This window comes from Stenotrophomonas sp. YJH_SMC_27, assembly GCF_059369815.1.
On the sequence record NZ_JCAFTA010000003.1, the window covers coordinates 347,613 to 362,852 of the forward strand.

A 15,240-nucleotide genomic window follows, 5' to 3' on the forward strand; every position below is an offset into this window, starting at 1 on the left:
CGCTACCCAGGGCGTCCGCACGGTAGCGCCGGGCCATGCCCGGCGGCCCCTCGCTTCAACCGCGCGGTTCGTCCGGCCGGCGGAACGGAATCACCACGTAGTCCTGGCCCTCGCGCGGCTGCCACAGCACCGGCACGCGCTGTGGCGACGGCGGCTCCAGCTCGTCGTCGGCCAGCGGTTCTGCCTCGTCTTCTTCGTCTTCCCAGCTGTAGCGCGGGCGCGGCGGCAGCGGGTCGGCGTTGCGGAACAGCAGCGCGGCGATGATGCCGGCGAAGGCGCCGCCCATGTGCGACTGCCAGGACACGCCATCGGCGTGTGGCAGGATGGTCATCAGCATGCCGCCGTAGAACAGCATGCCGATCAGGCCGGTGGCGATGGCGGTGCGGTCGCGGCGCAGCAGGCCCAGGCTGGCCAGCAGGAACATCAGGCCGTGGGTCACGCCGCTGGCGCCCAGGTGCACGCTGCCCGGATTGCCCAGCATCCACGCGCCGATGCCCGAGCCCAGCCACAGCAGGGGCAGGGCGCGTAAGGTTGCTTTCGGGTAGACACTGCCAGCCAGCGTGCCCAGGATCAGGATCGCGATGCTGTTGGCGGCGATGTGCTCGACCGAGGCATGCAGCATCGGTCCACCGATCAGGCCAAGCAGGCCCTTGGCTTCCAGCGGTGCGACCGCCCACGGCCGCCAGTCGAAGGTGCCCTGCAGGGCGAACACGGCCACCAGCACCAGCACAGCGGCAAGGCTGAGATTGAACGCCCGCAGGATGCGCGAGCGGTCATCGCGAGGGGCCGGCACGTCGCCGGCGGGCAGGGGCGCGTTGTTGTCCATACCTCAGCAATGGCGGTGACTGGCGCGAAACCAAGGCCACCGCTGCGGGAGAGTGGGTGCGGCCGGCGGGACAATCCCGCCGGCCGGCCATGATCAGGCGTGGCCGGAGCCTTCCTTCGGCGGGTACTTCAGGCTCAGTACCACGGTGGCGGCGATGATGACCGCGACCACGCCCAGCGACACCGGGGTCGGGATCTTGAACAGGTCGATGATCATCATCTTGATGCCGATGAAGCCCAGCACCAGCGCCAGGCCATACGGCAGCAGGTGGAAGCGGTCGGCCATGCCGGCCAGCAGGAAGAACATCGCGCGCAGGCCCAGCACCGCGAACACGTTGGAGGTGAGCACGATGAACGGGTCGGTGGTGATCGCGAAGATCGCCGGGATGCTGTCCACCGCGAAGATCACGTCGGTGACCGCGATCAGGATCAGCACCGCGAACAGCGGGGTGAACCAGCGCACGCCGTCGCGCTTCACGCTCAGCGCGTTGCCGGCGTAGTCCGGCAGCAGGCGCAGGTGCTTGCGCATCCAGCGCAGGGCCGGGTTGGTCTCCAGGTCCGGCTCCTGGCCGGCGGCAAACCACATTTTCCAACCGGTGAAGAGCAGGAAAGCACCGAATACGTAGAGCAGCCAATGGAACTGGCTGATCAGCACGCTGCCGGCGAAGATCATGATCGTACGCAGCACGATCGCACCCAGAATGCCGATGATCAGCACCTTCTGGCGCTGCTCATCCGGCACCGCGAAGTAGCTCATGATCATCAGGAACACGAAGATGTTGTCGACCGCCAGCGCCTTCTCGACCAGGTAGCCGGTCAGGAATTCGAGGCCGACTTTGTTCGCTACCACCTGGCCGGCGGTCTCATTCAGGTAGTACCAGAGGCCGGCATTGAACAGCAGGGCCAGCGCGACCCAGCCGATGGACCACCACAGGGCCTCCTTGAAGGTGACCTTGTGCGGTCCACCATGGCGCATCAACACGAGGTCGACCAGCAGGGCGATGACCACCACCGCTGCGAAGCCGCCCCACAACCACACGTTACCGATCGTCTGCATTGGGAATGTCCGTTGGAAAGATGAATGCCAGGCCGGACGGCGAGGATCTGCAACGGAGGATCGGGAGGGGGATCCAGGGACAGAGCTTCGCCAGTACGGCGAAGGTCTCGCTCGCAGTTCCAGTCGGCTGGAACTGCCGTTGCACCGGAGCCTGCGGGCTCGAAATGACGGCGACAACGTCTGGGAGCTACTCCCCTTCTGCTGCCGATTCTGCGGCCTGGCCGGGCCGCCGTCAAATGCCGCGCCGGGCCCTGGATTTCCGGCCCCCGGTGCCCCCCGGCTACAATGACCGGATGAATACCCCCCTTCCGATTGTCCGCCTCAAGAATGCGTGGCGTTCCAGCCACCCGTGGATCTTCCAGAAACTGGTCGAGAAGCCGACCGTCCGGCCCAAGCCCGGTTCCATCGTCGACGTGGTCGGCATCGATGGCGAGTTCATTGGCCGCGGGTTCTACAACGGGCACTCGCGCATTGCCGTGCGCATCCTTGAGACCGACCAGAACGTGCCGGTCGATGCCGGCTGGTTCTCGCGCAAGATCGCCCAGGCGGTGTCGCTGCGCCGTGAGGTGCTGAAGCTCGACGCGGTCTCCGACGCCTGGCGCGTGGTGCACAGCGAAGGCGACGGCCTGTCCGGCCTGGTGGTGGATCGCTACGGCGACCTGGTGGTGGTCGAGTTCTTCGCCGCCGGCATGTTCCGCCACCGCGAATGGATCTACGACGCCCTGCGCGAGCAGTTCCCGGGCTGCCGTTTCCACAGCTTCGCCGACGAACACGTGCAGAAGCAGGAGAGCTTCGACTTCCACGGCAACACCACCACCGAAGCGGCGGTGATCACCGAGTACGGCATCAAGTTCCGCGCCGACCCGGCCGGTGCACACAAGACCGGCTTCTTCGCCGACCAGCGCGAGAACCGCGAGTGGCTGAGCCAGCAGGTGGAAGGCAAGAGCGTTCTGGACCTGTGCTGCAACACCGGTGGCTTCGCCGTGTACGCAGCAGCGCGTGGCGCCTCGGAAGTGGTCGGCATCGACATTGATGAGGACGTCATCCAGATCGCCAAGGGCAATTCGCGCCTGAACAACGTGCGCCCGAAGTTCATCCAGTCCGATATCTTCCCGTGGCTGCGCGACGCCGCCAACCGCGGTGAGCAGTATGACGTGGTGATCCTGGACCCGGCGAAGATGACCCGCGACCGCGACCAGGTCATCACCGCACTGAAGAAGTACCTGGACATGAACAAGCTGGCGCTTGGCGTGGTGAAGCCGGGCGGCCTGTTCGCCACGTTTTCCTGCACCGGCCTGGTGGCCGAGGACCAGTTCCTCGACATGCTGCGCCGCGCGGCCTATTTCTCCGGCCGCACGATCCAGATCCTGAAGGTCGCCGGCGCCGGCCCGGACCATCCGTTCATGGCCCACGTGCAGGAATCGCGTTACCTCAAGGCCGTGTTCTGCCGCGTGGTGGATTGACCGCGTGACTGCCGATCTCTGTAGAGCCGAGCCCACGCTCGGCTGATCTGTCTGGCAGCCGAGCCCATGCCCGGCGCTACAAAACGGCGGGCCGCAGCGCTATGGTCGGGCTCTTCCCAACACCGGTGAGAGCCCATGCCATCGTTGCGCCACCTGTCCTTCGTGCTTGCCGTGGCGCTGTGCGCGCCACTGTCCGCCCACGCCATCGAGTTCAGCACGCAGGAGCTGGCCCGCGCCAAGGCCCTGCAGCAGCGCCTGGTCACCCTCGACAGCCATCTGGATACGCCGGCCAATTTCGGCCGCACCGGCTTCGACATCGAACAGCGCCACGACCGCAACGCACTCTCGCAGGTGGACTACCCGCGCATGGTCGAAGGCGCGCTGGACGGCGGGTTCTGGGCGATCTACACCGACCAGGGCGACCGCAGCCCCGCCGCTCACCTGGCCGAACGTGACCACGGGTTGCAGCGGTTGCTGGAAATACGCGAGATGCTGGCCGCCAACCCCGAGCGGTTCGCGCTGGCACTGACCGCCGATGACGCGGCGCGGATCAAGGCGGCCGGCAAGCGTGTGGTCTACATCAGCATGGAAAACGCCAGCCCGCTGGTGGCCGATCCCAGCCTGCTCTCGTTCTACCACCGCGCCGGCCTGCGCCTGCTCAGCACCGTGCACTTTGCCAACAACGAGTTCGCCGATTCGGCCACCGATCCCAAGGGTGCGGAATGGAAAGGACTTAGCCCGGCCGGCAAGGAGCTGGTGCGGCAGGCGGTGAAGCTGGGCATCGTGATCGACCAGTCACATGCATCGGATGCGGTGTTCGACGATCTGCTGGCAATGATGCCGGTACCATTCGTGCTGTCGCACAGCTCGGCCAAGGCGGTCTACGACCACCCGCGCAACCTCGACGACGCGCGCCTGCGCAAGCTGGCCAAAGCCGGCGGCGTGATCCAGGTGAACGCCTATGGCGGCTACCTGATCGACACCGCGAAGACGCCCGAGCGCAAACAGGCCGAGGAAGCGCTGAGCAAGCAGCTGGGCGGCTGGGAAGGCATGGGCATCGAACAAGGCGTTGCCCTGCTGAAGGCCGAACAGGCACTGGACCACGAGCACCCGGTGCGGCACGCCAGCCTGGACGACTTCTTCGCCCACTTCGACCACATCCTCACGGTGGTCGGCCCTGAGCACGCGGGCATCGGCCTGGACTGGGATGGTGGTGGCGGACTGAGTGACCTGCCCGATGTCAGCCAGCTGCCGAAGATCACCGCGTGGCTGCTGCGCAAGGGCTATACCGAGAAGCAGATCGCCGGCATCTGGGGCGGCAACCTGCTGCGGGTGATGCGCCAGGCGCAGGACTACGCCGCAAAGCAGGGCGGTTGAAACGCCCTGCGGTGGTGCCGGCCAGCGGCCGGCACTACCGGTGATCGGTCTATTTCGCGATCAGCGCATGGCGTCGGCTGTACAGCAGGTACAGCACCAGGCCGGCCACGTTCCACAACAGGAAGTACAGCTGGGTGGTGTGCGGCAGGCTGATGAACAGGTAGATGCAACCCAGCGCGGCCAGCGGGCCAACCACGAAGGCCAGCGGCGTGCGGAACGTGCGCGCGCGGTCCGGCTCGCGCAGCCGCAGCACCACCAGGCAGATGCCTACCGCAGTGAACGCGGCCAGGGTACCGGCGTTGGCCAGTGCGGCAATCTCGTCCAGGCGCGCCACGCCGGCCAGCGCGGAAACCACGACCGCAGTGAACAGCGTGGTTGCCACCGGCGTGCCGGTACGTGCGTTCACCTTGGACAGGCGACGCGGCAGCAGGCCGTCGCGGCTCATCACGAAGAAGATGCGGCTCTGGCCGTACAGGAAGGCCAACAGCACGGTCGGCAGGGCGATGATCGCGATCACGCCGATCACCATCGCCGCGGTCGGATGGCCCAGCTGGCGCATGATAAGGGCCAGCGGCTCGGCGCTGTGGCCGAATACCGCGTAGCTCATCGCACCCACGGCGGCCAGCGCCACCAGCACGTAGACGATGGTGCAGCCGATCATCGAACCGATGATGCCGATCGACAGGTCGCGGCCCGGGTTCTTGGTTTCCTCGGCGGCGGTGGAGATCGCATCGAAGCCGTAGAAGGCGAAGAAGATGATCGCCGCTGCCGCCATCACGCCGTGCTCGACGCCGTCGGGGCCCATCGACTTGGCGAAGCCGTACGGCATGAACGGCTGCAGGTTGGCGCTGTCGAACGCGGGCAGGGCCACCGCCACGAAGATGGCCAGCGCGATCAGCTTGAACACCACCAGGATGGCGTTGAGCGTGGCGCTTTCCTTGGTGCCGGCCATCAGCATGCCGGCCACCAGCCAGGTGATGATGATCGCCGGCAGGTTGATCATGCCGCCTTCCACGTGCGGGCCGCCCGCCAGCCAGGCCGGCAGGTGCACGTTCCAGCCGAACTGGGTGTGGACCCATTCGAGGAAGCCGACGAAGTAGCCGGACCAGCCCACCGCCACCGTACTCACCACCAGCGAGTACTCCAGGATCAGGCTCCAGCCCACCACCCAGGCGAACACCTCGCCCAGCGCACTGTAGCTGTAGGTGTAGGCACTGCCGGCGGCGGGCATCATCGTCGACAGCTCGGCGTAGGACAGCGCCGCGCAGGCACAGACCGCACCGGCGATGGCGAAGGAGATCAGCACGGCCGGGCCAGCCAGGTTGGCACCGACGCCGATCAGCGTGTAGATGCCGGTACCGACGATGGCGCCGATGCCCAGCGCGATCAGGTGCGGCCAGCTGAGCGTCGGGATCAGGCGCCTGCCGGCTTCGTGGACGGTGACGGAATCTAGGGACTTGCGCCGGAACAGGGACATGCAGGCCTCGGAAGGGGTGACTTAGAACGACAAGTTCCCGAGTGTGACCGAACGCAGCGCAGCATTACCACTGACGGGGGTCATGATTGCCGGCGCGCGCGCTGCACCGCGACCAGACTGCCGGAATCGGCATAAAGCAGGCCGGGTCGCCAGAGGCGGTGCCGGCGAACAGCAGGGCCAGGCCGAGCAGCGGCAGCCGCCCGTTCACCCGTTCAACCCGAGCCGGATGCCGAACCCCACCAGGAACAGGCCGGCCACGCGGCGCAGCGCATCGCTGATCCGCGGGTGCTGGATCAACCGGCGACGGGCCAGGTTGCCCACGCCGATCAGCATCGAGCAGTAGGCGATACTGACCACCAGGATGATGCCGGCCAGCGCGGCGAAGGTGGCGATGCCCTGGTGTGCCTTCGGATCGATGAACAACGGCAGGAAGGCCATGTAGAACAGGATCGCCTTCGGATTGAGCAGGCTGACCAGGATCGCCTGCTGGAAATAGCGGCCGGGCTGCATGCGGATCGGGCCAGCGTCGCCACCCTCGTGCTTGGGCGTGCGCAGCAGGCTGATGCCCACCCACACCAGGTAGGCCGCACCCAGGTACTGCACGGCGTGGAACACCAGCGGGTTGGCCTTGAGCAGTGCGGCCACGCCGGCCAGCGCCAGCCACATCAGGATCTGGTCGCCGACCAGCAGGCCGGCCAATGCAGTGTAGCCGCCACGCACGCCGCCACGGCCGGTGGCGGTCAGCAGGGTGAAGGTGCCGGGGCCGGGCAGGGCGAGAAACACCAGCACGGCGACCAGAAACGTCCACAGGTCCTGGATGCCCATCCACGGCATGGCGGTGTTCTCTCTTACGCGGGGCCGCCATTGTCGGCCAGCACCACGGCGGAGGACAGGGGGCCGGTGGGGCCAACCGGCATGCCAGACAGCAGCGGTTGCAGGTGCTGGCGCAGCTGCGCGTGCAGCTGCCGCACCGCGGGTGAGAACTGCTTGCGGTGCGGGCACACGAGATGCAGTGGAATGTGGCTGCCGACGCCGTCGAGCAGCAGCTGCAGGCGCCCGGCCAGCACGTCTTCGCGCAGGTCCAGCCAGGATTTGTAGGTGATGCCTTCGCCGGCCACGGCCCAGCGCCGCACCACATCGGCGTCATCGCAGACCAGCGGGCCGCGCACCGGTATCACCGCCCGGCGGCCGTCGACGTCGAATGACCAGCGATCGTAGGCACGACCGCTGAGCTGGTAGACCAGGCAATCGTGCTCACGCAGATCTTCCAGGCGCGTGGGCGTGCCACGCCGCTGCAGGTAATCGGGCGAGGCCGCCAGTACGCGCCGATTGCCTTCCAGCAGGGGCAGGGCGACGTAGTTGGCGTCGTCGAAGTGGCCGATGCGGATGGCCACGTCGACCGGGTCGCGGAACACATCGGCCACTTCATCGGACAGGCGCAGGTGCAGGCGCAGCCGGGGATGGGACGCGCGGAACGCGCTCAGCCAGGGCAGCAGCAGGTTGCGGCCCAAGTCCGACGGCGCCGACAGCTGCAGGGTGCCGTGCAGTTCGGCGTCCTCGGCCTGCACGCGCGCCTGGCCCTCGCGCAGGGTGGCCAGCACGTCCTGTGCGTAGGGCAGGTACAGCGCGCCCTCGCCGGTCAGGCGCAGGCTGCGGGTGGTGCGCACGAACAGGCGCAGGTCCAGCTCGCGTTCCAGCCGCGCCACTGCCGCGGCGACCTGCCCCGGCAGCAGGTCGGCCTCGCGGGCCGCTTGCGAAAAGCTGCCCAGCGCAGCAGTGCGGACGAACAGCTGCAGATCGTCGAAGCGGATCATCTTCATCGCCAGAGTGAAAGTGCTGCCCGATTCTGCGCCTTTCTGCGAGACCGCGTGCGGCGCAACCTGTCGCCTCCTCCCCCACTGGACCGCTGCCATGCGCGCCATTGCCTACACCCAAGCCGGCCTGCCGATCGATGATCCCCAGGCCCTGATCGACCTCGAACTGGAGTTGCCGCAGCCCGGCCCGCGCGACCTGCGCGTGGCGGTGCGCGCGGTGGCGGTGAACCCCGTCGACACCAAGGTCCGCCGAGGCGTGGCCACCGACGGCCCGCGCGTGCTGGGCTGGGATGCGGTCGGCATCGTCGATGCGGTGGGCAGCGAGGTGACCCTGTTCCAGCCCGGCGATGCGGTCTACTACGCTGGCGTCATTGATCGCCCGGGCAGCAATGCCCAGTACCAGTTGGTGGACGAACGCAGCGTCGGCCGCAAGCCGGCCAGCCTCGATGACGCCGCTGCCGCCGCACTGCCGCTGACCGCGATCACCGCCTGGGAGCTGCTGTTCGACCGCCTGCGCATTCCCGAGGACGGGGGCGAAGGCCAGACCCTGCTGGTGATCGGCGCTGCCGGTGGTGTCGGCTCGATCCTGGTGCAGTTGGCGCGGAAGCTCACCAGGCTGACCGTGATCGGCACCGCCTCGCGCCCGGAGACCCAGGACTGGGTGTATGCGATGGGCGCCCACCATGTGATCGACCACCGCCTGCCACTGGCCGAGGGCCTGGCGCGGCTGGGCATCGGCGAGGTGCAGCACGTGGCCAGCCTGACCCATTCCGACCAGCACTACGCGCAGATCGTGGAGCTGCTGGCGCCGCAAGGGCAGTTCGGCCTGATCGATGACCCGGGCCAGGTGGATGTGATGGCGCTCAAGCGCAAGGCGTTGTCACTGCACTGGGAATCGATGTTCACCCGCCCGCTGTACCGGACGGCGGACATGCAGCGCCAGCACGACCTGTTGAACCGGGTGGCCGAGCTGGTCGACACCGGCGTGCTGCGGACCACCCTGGGCGAGCATTTCGGACGCATCGACGCAGCCAACCTGCGCCGTGCCCATGCGCTGCTGGAGAGCCATCGCGCCAAGGGCAAGATCGTGCTGGAAGGCTGGTAAGGCTCCTGTAGAGCCGAGCCCACGCTCGGCTGCCGTTCGCGCGTGGGCGTCAGCCGAGCATAGGCTCGGCTCTACGGAGCTTCATCCACACATGGCGTGGATCAGCCGTGTCGACCAGGGTCGACACCTACCAACAGCTGCGGGAACCACGGCTCACGCCACGCCGTTGTCGACGTGTTCGGCGAAACCGGGCTGCTCTCGCAGGCGCTCGAACCATGCGACGAGGTGGGGCAGCGCGGGCTTGCTGCCCGGCGTGCTGCGCCAGCGTTGGGTCGACAGCCCCAGCACGATATCTGCAAGGGTGAAGGTGCTGCCCGCCACATAGGCATCGGTGGCGGCCAGCTGGGCTTCAAGCACACCCATCAGCCGGTTCCACTGCGCCAGGCTGGCCTCGGCGCGGGCATCGTCCGGATAGTCCGGATGCTGGCGCACGCGCGCCATGAACACGTGGCGCCAGGCACTGTTGAGATCGCTGGCCTGCCAGTCCATCCACTGCTCCACCCGCGCACGGGCCTGCGCCGCACGTGGCAGCAGATCCTCGCGTCCGGCGCGCGCGGCAAGGTAGCGGCAGATGCTGTTGGATTCCCACAGTACGAAGTCGCCATCGCGCAGCACCGGCACCTGCCGGTTGGGGTTCAGCGTGGCCAGCAGATCAGGTGGGGGGACCGGCTCGTGATGCAGGGGCAGATCCAGCCCCGCGCACAGCCACAGTACCTTGCGCACGTTGATGGAAGTGGGCTTTCCGTATAGAGCGGGCATGGTCCTGACGCAGCAGCTGAGACTCGGCCAGCCTACACTTGCCCCATGCAAACCGAATACCTGCTCATTGCCGGCCTTCTATTGGCCGTGCTCATCCTGCAACTGGTCGCCCTGCTGCGCCGTCCGCCGCATGACCGCCTGGAACAGGCCGTGCGCGAGGAGGCCCGCGCCGGGCGCAGCGAACTGCGCGAACAGCTCGATGGCTTCGCCCGCGCGCTGACCGATCTGTCCACCCGCACCGACCAGCGCCTGGACCTGCTGCGCGAAGCGCTGGGCGAAGATGCCCGCAAAGCCCGCGCTGAAGTGGCCGACAGCCAGCAGCGCGGCGCAGCGTTGATGGGGCAGCGGCTGCAGGAACTGCGCGGCCAGCTGGAGACCTTCGGCCAGCAGCAGGAGGCACGCATCCATGCGTTTGGCCAGCAGCTGCAGGAGCTCACTGCGCGTACCGATACCCAGCTCGGGGCGCTGCGCCAGACCCTGGTGGACGATGCACGCAAGGGCCGCGAGGAGGGCGCGCAGTCGCAGCAGCGCCTGACCGACAGTCTGGGCCTGCGCCTGCAGGAACTGACCCAGCGCAACGAGCACCGCATCGCCGAGATGCGTGCCACGCTGGAGGAACAGCTGCGCGCGCTGCAGAACGACAACGCCCAGAAGCTGGAGCAGATGCGCCACACCGTGGACGAGAAGCTGCAGTCGACGCTGGAAACGCGGCTGGGCAACTCCTTCAAGCTGGTCTCCGAGCGCCTGGAACAGGTGCAGCGTGGCCTCGGCGAGATGCAGCAGCTGGCCACCGGCGTGGGCGACCTCAAGCGCGTGCTGACCAACGTCAAGAACCGCGGCAGCTGGGGCGAAGTGCAGCTGGAGAACATCCTCGAGCAGACACTCACCCAGGAGCAGTACGCGCGTGCGGTGAGGGTGCGCCCGGATAGTGGCGAGATGGTCGATATCGCCGTGCGCCTGCCGGGCCGCAGCAGCGACGACACGCCGGTGTGGCTGCCGATCGACTCCAAGTTCCCGCGCGAGGATTACGAGCGCCTGCTGGACGCACAGGAACAGGGCGATGCCGAGGGCGTGCGCCTGCAGGGCATCCAGCTGGAGCGCGCGGTGCGCGTGCAGGCCAAGTCGATCTGCGACAAGTACATCGTGCCACCGCACACCACGGACTTCGCGGTGATGTTCCTGCCCACCGAAGGCCTGTATGCCGAGGTGATCCGGCGCCCGGGCCTGGTCGACCTGCTGCAGCGCGAGCACCGTGTGGTGGTGGCCGGACCGACCACGGTCACCGCGTTGCTCAACAGCCTGCAGATGGGCTTCCGCACCCTGGCCATTGAAAAGCGATCCAGCGAAGTGTGGGGCCTGCTGGGTGCGGTCAAGAGCGAGTTCGGGAAGTTCGCCGGCATCCTGGAAAAGGCCGAGAAGCAGATCACTACCGTTGGCCGCAGCATCGGGGAGGCCAGCCGCAAGACCCGTACCATCGAACGCCGCCTGCGTGGCGTGGAGTCGCTGGCGTCCGAACAGGCGCAGTCGCTGCTCGGCGACCTGGCCGAGGGTGATGCGGTGGCCGAGGAGGAAGGCAGTGACGGCGAGGGCGACGAAGCCTGAGCCACACTGACACGCCGCCTGCATCGCCGATGGGTATGCTGGCGGCCTGTCCGCTTCGACCAGGTACCGCCATGCGCCTGTCCCGCTTCACCAGCCTTGTCCTGACCGCGCTGCTCGCCGCCTGCAGCAGCACGCCAACGACCGTGGACACGACCACGCAGGCCGCCTCCAGCACCCCCGAAGCGGACGAGGCGTACCGCGAAGCGCGCGACGTGGACTGCCAGGCCGCCGGTGGCACCCTGCAGCGGCTCGGCCGGCTGCAGCGCGAGCAGTGCGTGATTCCCTATGCCGACGCCGGCAAGGCCTGCAGCCGCAAGAGCGACTGCAGCGGCCAGTGCCTGGCCACGGGCGACGTGGCCGCCGGCAGTGCCGTCACCGGTACCTGCCAGCGCGACGTGCGCCAGAACTTCGGTTGCCGCCAGCGCATTGACGACGGCAAGGCGCAGGGCACGATCTGCGTGGATTGAATCCTGCCTGTAGAGCCGAGCCCACGCTCGGCTGATGCCACAGCAGCCGAGCGTAGGCTCGGCTCTACAACCGCGCGCACAGCGCTATGCTGGTGGGCCATTTCCCGCTGTTGCCGGAGCCCCACGTGAGCACCCCGATCCAGGACATTTCCCTCACCACCATCGACGGCCAGCCGTCCTCACTTGCCGACTACCAGGGCAAGGTGCTGCTGCTGGTCAACGTCGCCTCCAAGTGCGGCCTGACCCCGCAGTACGAAGGCCTGCAGGCGCTGTATTCGGAAAAGCACGCGCAGGGCCTGGAAGTGCTGGGCTTCCCCGCCAACAACTTCCTCGGCCAGGAGCCGGGCAGCGAGGCGGAAATCCAGCAGTTCTGCCAGCTTACCTACGACGTCAGCTTCCCGATGTTCTCCAAGATCAGCGTGGCCGGTGACGACACCCACCCGCTGTACCAGCAGCTGACCGCCGCCCAGCCGCAGTCGATCGGCGAGGGTCCGCTGCGTGAGCGCCTGGCGAGCAAGGAGATTCCGATCCACGCAGCGCCGGCAGTGCTGTGGAACTTCGAGAAGTTCCTGGTTGGCCGCGACGGCGAGGTCATCGCCCGCTTCGCCCCGGACGTGGCTGCCGATGACGCGCGCCTGCGCGACGCCATCGAGGCCGCGCTGGCGGCTTGAGGAAAGCGTGCCAACCGAGGTTGGCATCTGCCGGAAAGAAAAACCCCGCCGAAGCGGGGTTTTTCATGCGCTGCAGGCTGGACTCAGTGCGTCCACTGCGGCATCGGCATCGCATCGACCGGGATCGGCGAATTGGCATCGTCGTGGCCACGGTCGCGCTTGCTGCGCAGATCGTTCTCGATCTGGTAGTTGCGGCGCTGCATCCACGCATCGCGGACCAGCGAGTACTCGTCCACGGCGGTGTCACGCAGGTCATCGACCGCCAGCAGCTGCGCGCGGGTATCCACCAGCTGCAGGCCCTGCAGGCCGATGCGGACCTTGTCCTCCTCGATGCGGCGGATCGGCGACAGCGGAATGTCACCGGCCAGGCCGAATACATCGCGTACGGTGCGCGGGCCGAAGAACGGCAGTTCCACGTAGCGCGAACGCCGCCAGCCCCACGCACCCAGGGTCTGGCCGAAGTCTTCATTGCGGCGCGGCACCATCGCCTTGCTGGCCGGATCGAACAGGCCACCGATGCCCAGCGTGCTGTTCATCAGAAAGCGGCCGAGGCTGTCCCAGGCATCGGCACCGCGGCCCTGCAGCAGCTGGTTGGTGATGGTCACCGGTGCCCGCAGGTTGCTGAAGAAGTTGCTGACGCCGGTGCGGGCGAAGCGCGGCACTACGTGGGTATAGGCCGTGGCCAGCGGACGGGCAATGCCGCGGTCGACCGCGTTGTTGAACTTGTGCACCTTGCGGTTGAACGGTTCCCATGGGTCGTAGGCTGCCGCACTGCCGGTGTTGCCGCTGCCGCCATAGAGGGCATCGAAGTCGTCATCACCACCGGGGGCGGTCGCCGCTGCGGCCCTGGCCGCATCGGTGTCGGCGCCGCGGGCCGGTACGGAGGGTGGCGTGGCCGGTGCAGGGGCGGCAACCACGGCTGCGGCCGGCGCGGCATCAATCGTAGCGGTATCGGCGGTGGGGGCGGAGGCCTCGGCGACGGTGCTGGCCGGGACCACGGTACTGGCTGCCGGTGCATCGCTGCGTGCGGGCTTGCCGGCGCAGGCGGTCAGCGCGGCGGCCAGGACGATCAAGGGGAGAGTGCGTACGACGTTCATGTCAGCTCGCAGCAGAAGTAGCGTTGAAATCCAGATCGGGCGACAGCCGGTAGGCTGCGCTCAGCTCGTTGTAGCCGGCCGGCGCGCCGGAGACGACCAGTGGGTGACCGCTCCTGCGCGCGCGTGCCGCCAGCTCGGCCAGCAGCGCCAGGCCGGCGCTGTCCACGCGGTCCACCTCGCCCAGCTCCAGCCGTGACAGCTTTGCCGGCAGGGCCTGCAGCTGCGGCCACAGCGAGATCACCGCGGCACGGTCGAGCACCCCGCGCAGGCGCAGGGTGTCGCCTTCCAGCAGTGCCAGTGCGTTACTTGCCATTGCCCGCGGGCCCGGCCTGCATGCTGCCGCTGTGCAGTTCGCTGGCCACCTGCTTGATGCCCTTCTGGCGCAGCGGGGTATCGAACTGGTTGCGGAAGGTCTGCACGTAGGAAATGCCTTCAATGTTGACGTCGAAGATCTTCCACTGGCCGTTCACGTTGCGCATCCAGTACTCGACCGGAGTCGGCTCGTTGCCGGCGCGCACCAGTTCGGTGCTGACACGCACGCCACGATTGCCCGGCAGCGGGCTTTCACCCTTCAGGCGGAAGCTTGGCTTGCCCTGGATGTTGAGCAGGGTCGAGCCGTAGCGCTGCATCAGGCTGTCGGCCATCGCATCGGCGAACAGCTTGATGTCGGCGTCGGAAGCGCCGCGGGCGTGCGGGCCCAGCACCAGACGCGCGGCGTAGTCGCGGTCGAAGGTGCGGGTCAGTTCGCTGTCGATGTAGCTGCGCAGGCTGGCCGGGTTGCTGGTGAACTCGCTCTTGCGCTGCTGCAGCGTGGACAGGATGCGGCTGCTGGCATCGATCACCACCTTGCCGGCCTGGCTCTGCGTTGCGGCAGCGGCAGGTGCGGCGGCCTGGGCCTGGGCCAGGAACGGGGTGGCTGCCAGCAGCGCCGAGGCGAGCAGGGCCGGGATCAGTTTCATTTTCATGGTTGCGGTTCCGTTGCAGGCGCCTGCGCGCCATCGTTGGGCTTCTGAGCAGTGCCGCCACCGGCGCCGCCACTGAACATGTACTTGCCGACCAGCTGGATCAGGTCCACGGCCGGCTGGGTGAAGACGATCTCGTCGCCGGCCTTCAGCACGTCCGGGTCACCGCCCGGCTGCAGACCGATATAGCTCTCGCCGAGCAAACCACTGGTGAAGATGCCGGCCGAGGTGTCCGCCGGCAGGTCCTTGACCTTGCTGTCCATGCGCAGCGTCACGATGGATTCGAACTTCACCGGGTCCAGGTCGATCGAAGCGACCTGGCCGACGGTCACGCCGCCGATCTTCACCGGCGCCTGCTTGCGCAGCTGGCCGACCTGGGAGAAGCGCGCCTTCAGGTCATAGCCCTCACTGCCCCAGCTCCAGCGCTGGTTGGTCGAGGCCACGGCCAGCACCAGCAACGAGGCCAGAGCCAGCAGCAGGAAGGCGCCGACAGAGAATTCAAGTCTGGGACCGCGGATGGCCATGTGGATTACCTGATCGAGTCGTGGTGGCCGCGCGCGCCTG

At 67.6% G+C, this 15,240-nt stretch carries 16 protein-coding genes; 6 read left to right on the plus strand and 10 right to left on the minus strand.

All coding sequences use genetic code 11. The features are described from left to right. Positions 1-55: 55 nt before the first annotated feature. Positions 56-826, minus strand: a complete 771-nt coding sequence (locus AC5P7R_RS07545) for a rhomboid family intramembrane serine protease (protein WP_494539887.1) — start codon at positions 824-826, stop codon at positions 56-58. A gap of 93 nt (positions 827-919) precedes the next feature. Beyond that, positions 920-1,882: a TerC family protein gene (locus AC5P7R_RS07550; protein WP_019658790.1), complete on the minus strand. Its 963-nt coding sequence runs from the start codon at positions 1,880-1,882 to the stop codon at positions 920-922. Positions 1,883-2,175: 293 nt separating this feature from the next. On the opposite strand from AC5P7R_RS07550, the gene AC5P7R_RS07555 reads away from it, so the two are divergent. Both AC5P7R_RS07555 and AC5P7R_RS07560 read left to right on the plus strand, forming a co-directional pair. Next, positions 2,176-3,345, plus strand: coding sequence for a class I SAM-dependent rRNA methyltransferase (locus AC5P7R_RS07555; RefSeq protein WP_019658789.1), 1,170 nt, complete (start codon positions 2,176-2,178; stop codon positions 3,343-3,345). A gap of 135 nt (positions 3,346-3,480) precedes the next feature. Next, a complete protein-coding gene (locus AC5P7R_RS07560) occupies positions 3,481-4,722 on the plus strand; it encodes a dipeptidase (RefSeq protein ID WP_019658788.1) in 1,242 nt (413 codons plus the stop codon). 49 nt (positions 4,723-4,771) lie between these two features. Here AC5P7R_RS07560 and AC5P7R_RS07565 read toward each other — a convergent pair whose 3' ends face one another. From AC5P7R_RS07565 to AC5P7R_RS07575, 3 genes are all read right to left on the minus strand, one after another. Continuing rightward, positions 4,772-6,199, minus strand: coding sequence for an amino acid permease (locus tag AC5P7R_RS07565; RefSeq protein ID WP_495213814.1), 1,428 nt, complete (start codon positions 6,197-6,199; stop codon positions 4,772-4,774). A 204-nt stretch (positions 6,200-6,403) separates the two neighbouring features. Continuing rightward, a complete protein-coding gene (gene leuE / locus AC5P7R_RS07570) occupies positions 6,404-7,033 on the minus strand; it encodes a leucine efflux protein LeuE (protein WP_005411716.1) in 630 nt (209 codons plus the stop codon). Positions 7,034-7,047: 14 nt separating this feature from the next. Continuing rightward, positions 7,048-8,019, minus strand: a complete 972-nt coding sequence (locus tag AC5P7R_RS07575) for a LysR family transcriptional regulator (protein ID WP_111099192.1) — start codon at positions 8,017-8,019, stop codon at positions 7,048-7,050. 91 nt (positions 8,020-8,110) lie between these two features. Here AC5P7R_RS07575 and AC5P7R_RS07580 point away from each other — a divergent pair, with 91 nt between their 5' ends. After that, positions 8,111-9,118 carry a zinc-binding alcohol dehydrogenase family protein gene (locus AC5P7R_RS07580; RefSeq protein WP_111099193.1) on the plus strand — a complete coding sequence of 336 codons (1,008 nt, stop codon included), beginning with the start codon at positions 8,111-8,113 and terminating at the stop codon, positions 9,116-9,118. Between the two features lie 153 nt (positions 9,119-9,271). Here AC5P7R_RS07580 and AC5P7R_RS07585 read toward each other — a convergent pair whose 3' ends face one another. After that, entirely contained in the window at positions 9,272-9,877 is a 606-nt protein-coding gene (locus tag AC5P7R_RS07585) for a glutathione S-transferase family protein (RefSeq protein WP_021203283.1), read from the minus strand. A 45-nt stretch (positions 9,878-9,922) separates the two neighbouring features. Between AC5P7R_RS07585 and AC5P7R_RS07590 the strand changes: the two genes are divergently transcribed. The 3 genes from AC5P7R_RS07590 (at position 9,923) to AC5P7R_RS07600 (ending at position 12,617) form a co-directional block, all read left to right on the plus strand. Further along, positions 9,923-11,479 carry a DNA recombination protein RmuC gene (locus AC5P7R_RS07590; protein ID WP_329847852.1) on the plus strand — a complete coding sequence of 519 codons (1,557 nt, stop codon included), beginning with the start codon at positions 9,923-9,925 and terminating at the stop codon, positions 11,477-11,479. A gap of 71 nt (positions 11,480-11,550) precedes the next feature. Then, entirely contained in the window at positions 11,551-11,946 is a 396-nt protein-coding gene (locus AC5P7R_RS07595) for a hypothetical protein (protein WP_021203284.1), read from the plus strand. Between the two features lie 125 nt (positions 11,947-12,071). Further along, a complete protein-coding gene (locus tag AC5P7R_RS07600; RefSeq protein ID WP_031270126.1) occupies positions 12,072-12,617 on the plus strand; it encodes a glutathione peroxidase in 546 nt (181 codons plus the stop codon). Positions 12,618-12,700: 83 nt separating this feature from the next. Here the strand turns inward: AC5P7R_RS07600 and AC5P7R_RS07605 are convergent, their stop codons facing one another. From AC5P7R_RS07605 to mlaD, 4 genes are read right to left on the minus strand one after another with little or no spacing between them, the layout of a single operon-like run. Further along, entirely contained in the window at positions 12,701-13,714 is a 1,014-nt protein-coding gene (locus AC5P7R_RS07605) for an MlaA family lipoprotein (protein WP_111104078.1), read from the minus strand. Between the two features lies 1 nt (position 13,715). After that, on the minus strand, positions 13,716-14,027 hold the full coding sequence (locus AC5P7R_RS07610) for an STAS domain-containing protein (RefSeq protein WP_021203287.1): 312 nt from the start codon (positions 14,025-14,027) through the stop codon (positions 13,716-13,718). Then, positions 14,017-14,679 carry an MlaC/ttg2D family ABC transporter substrate-binding protein gene (locus AC5P7R_RS07615; RefSeq protein WP_021203288.1) on the minus strand — a complete coding sequence of 221 codons (663 nt, stop codon included), beginning with the start codon at positions 14,677-14,679 and terminating at the stop codon, positions 14,017-14,019. Before AC5P7R_RS07615 ends, AC5P7R_RS07610 begins: the two co-directional genes overlap by 11 nt. Further along, positions 14,676-15,200: an outer membrane lipid asymmetry maintenance protein MlaD gene (mlaD, locus tag AC5P7R_RS07620; protein ID WP_021203289.1), complete on the minus strand. Its 525-nt coding sequence runs from the start codon at positions 15,198-15,200 to the stop codon at positions 14,676-14,678. Before mlaD ends, AC5P7R_RS07615 begins: the two co-directional genes overlap by 4 nt. Positions 15,201-15,240: the final 40 nt, after the last annotated feature.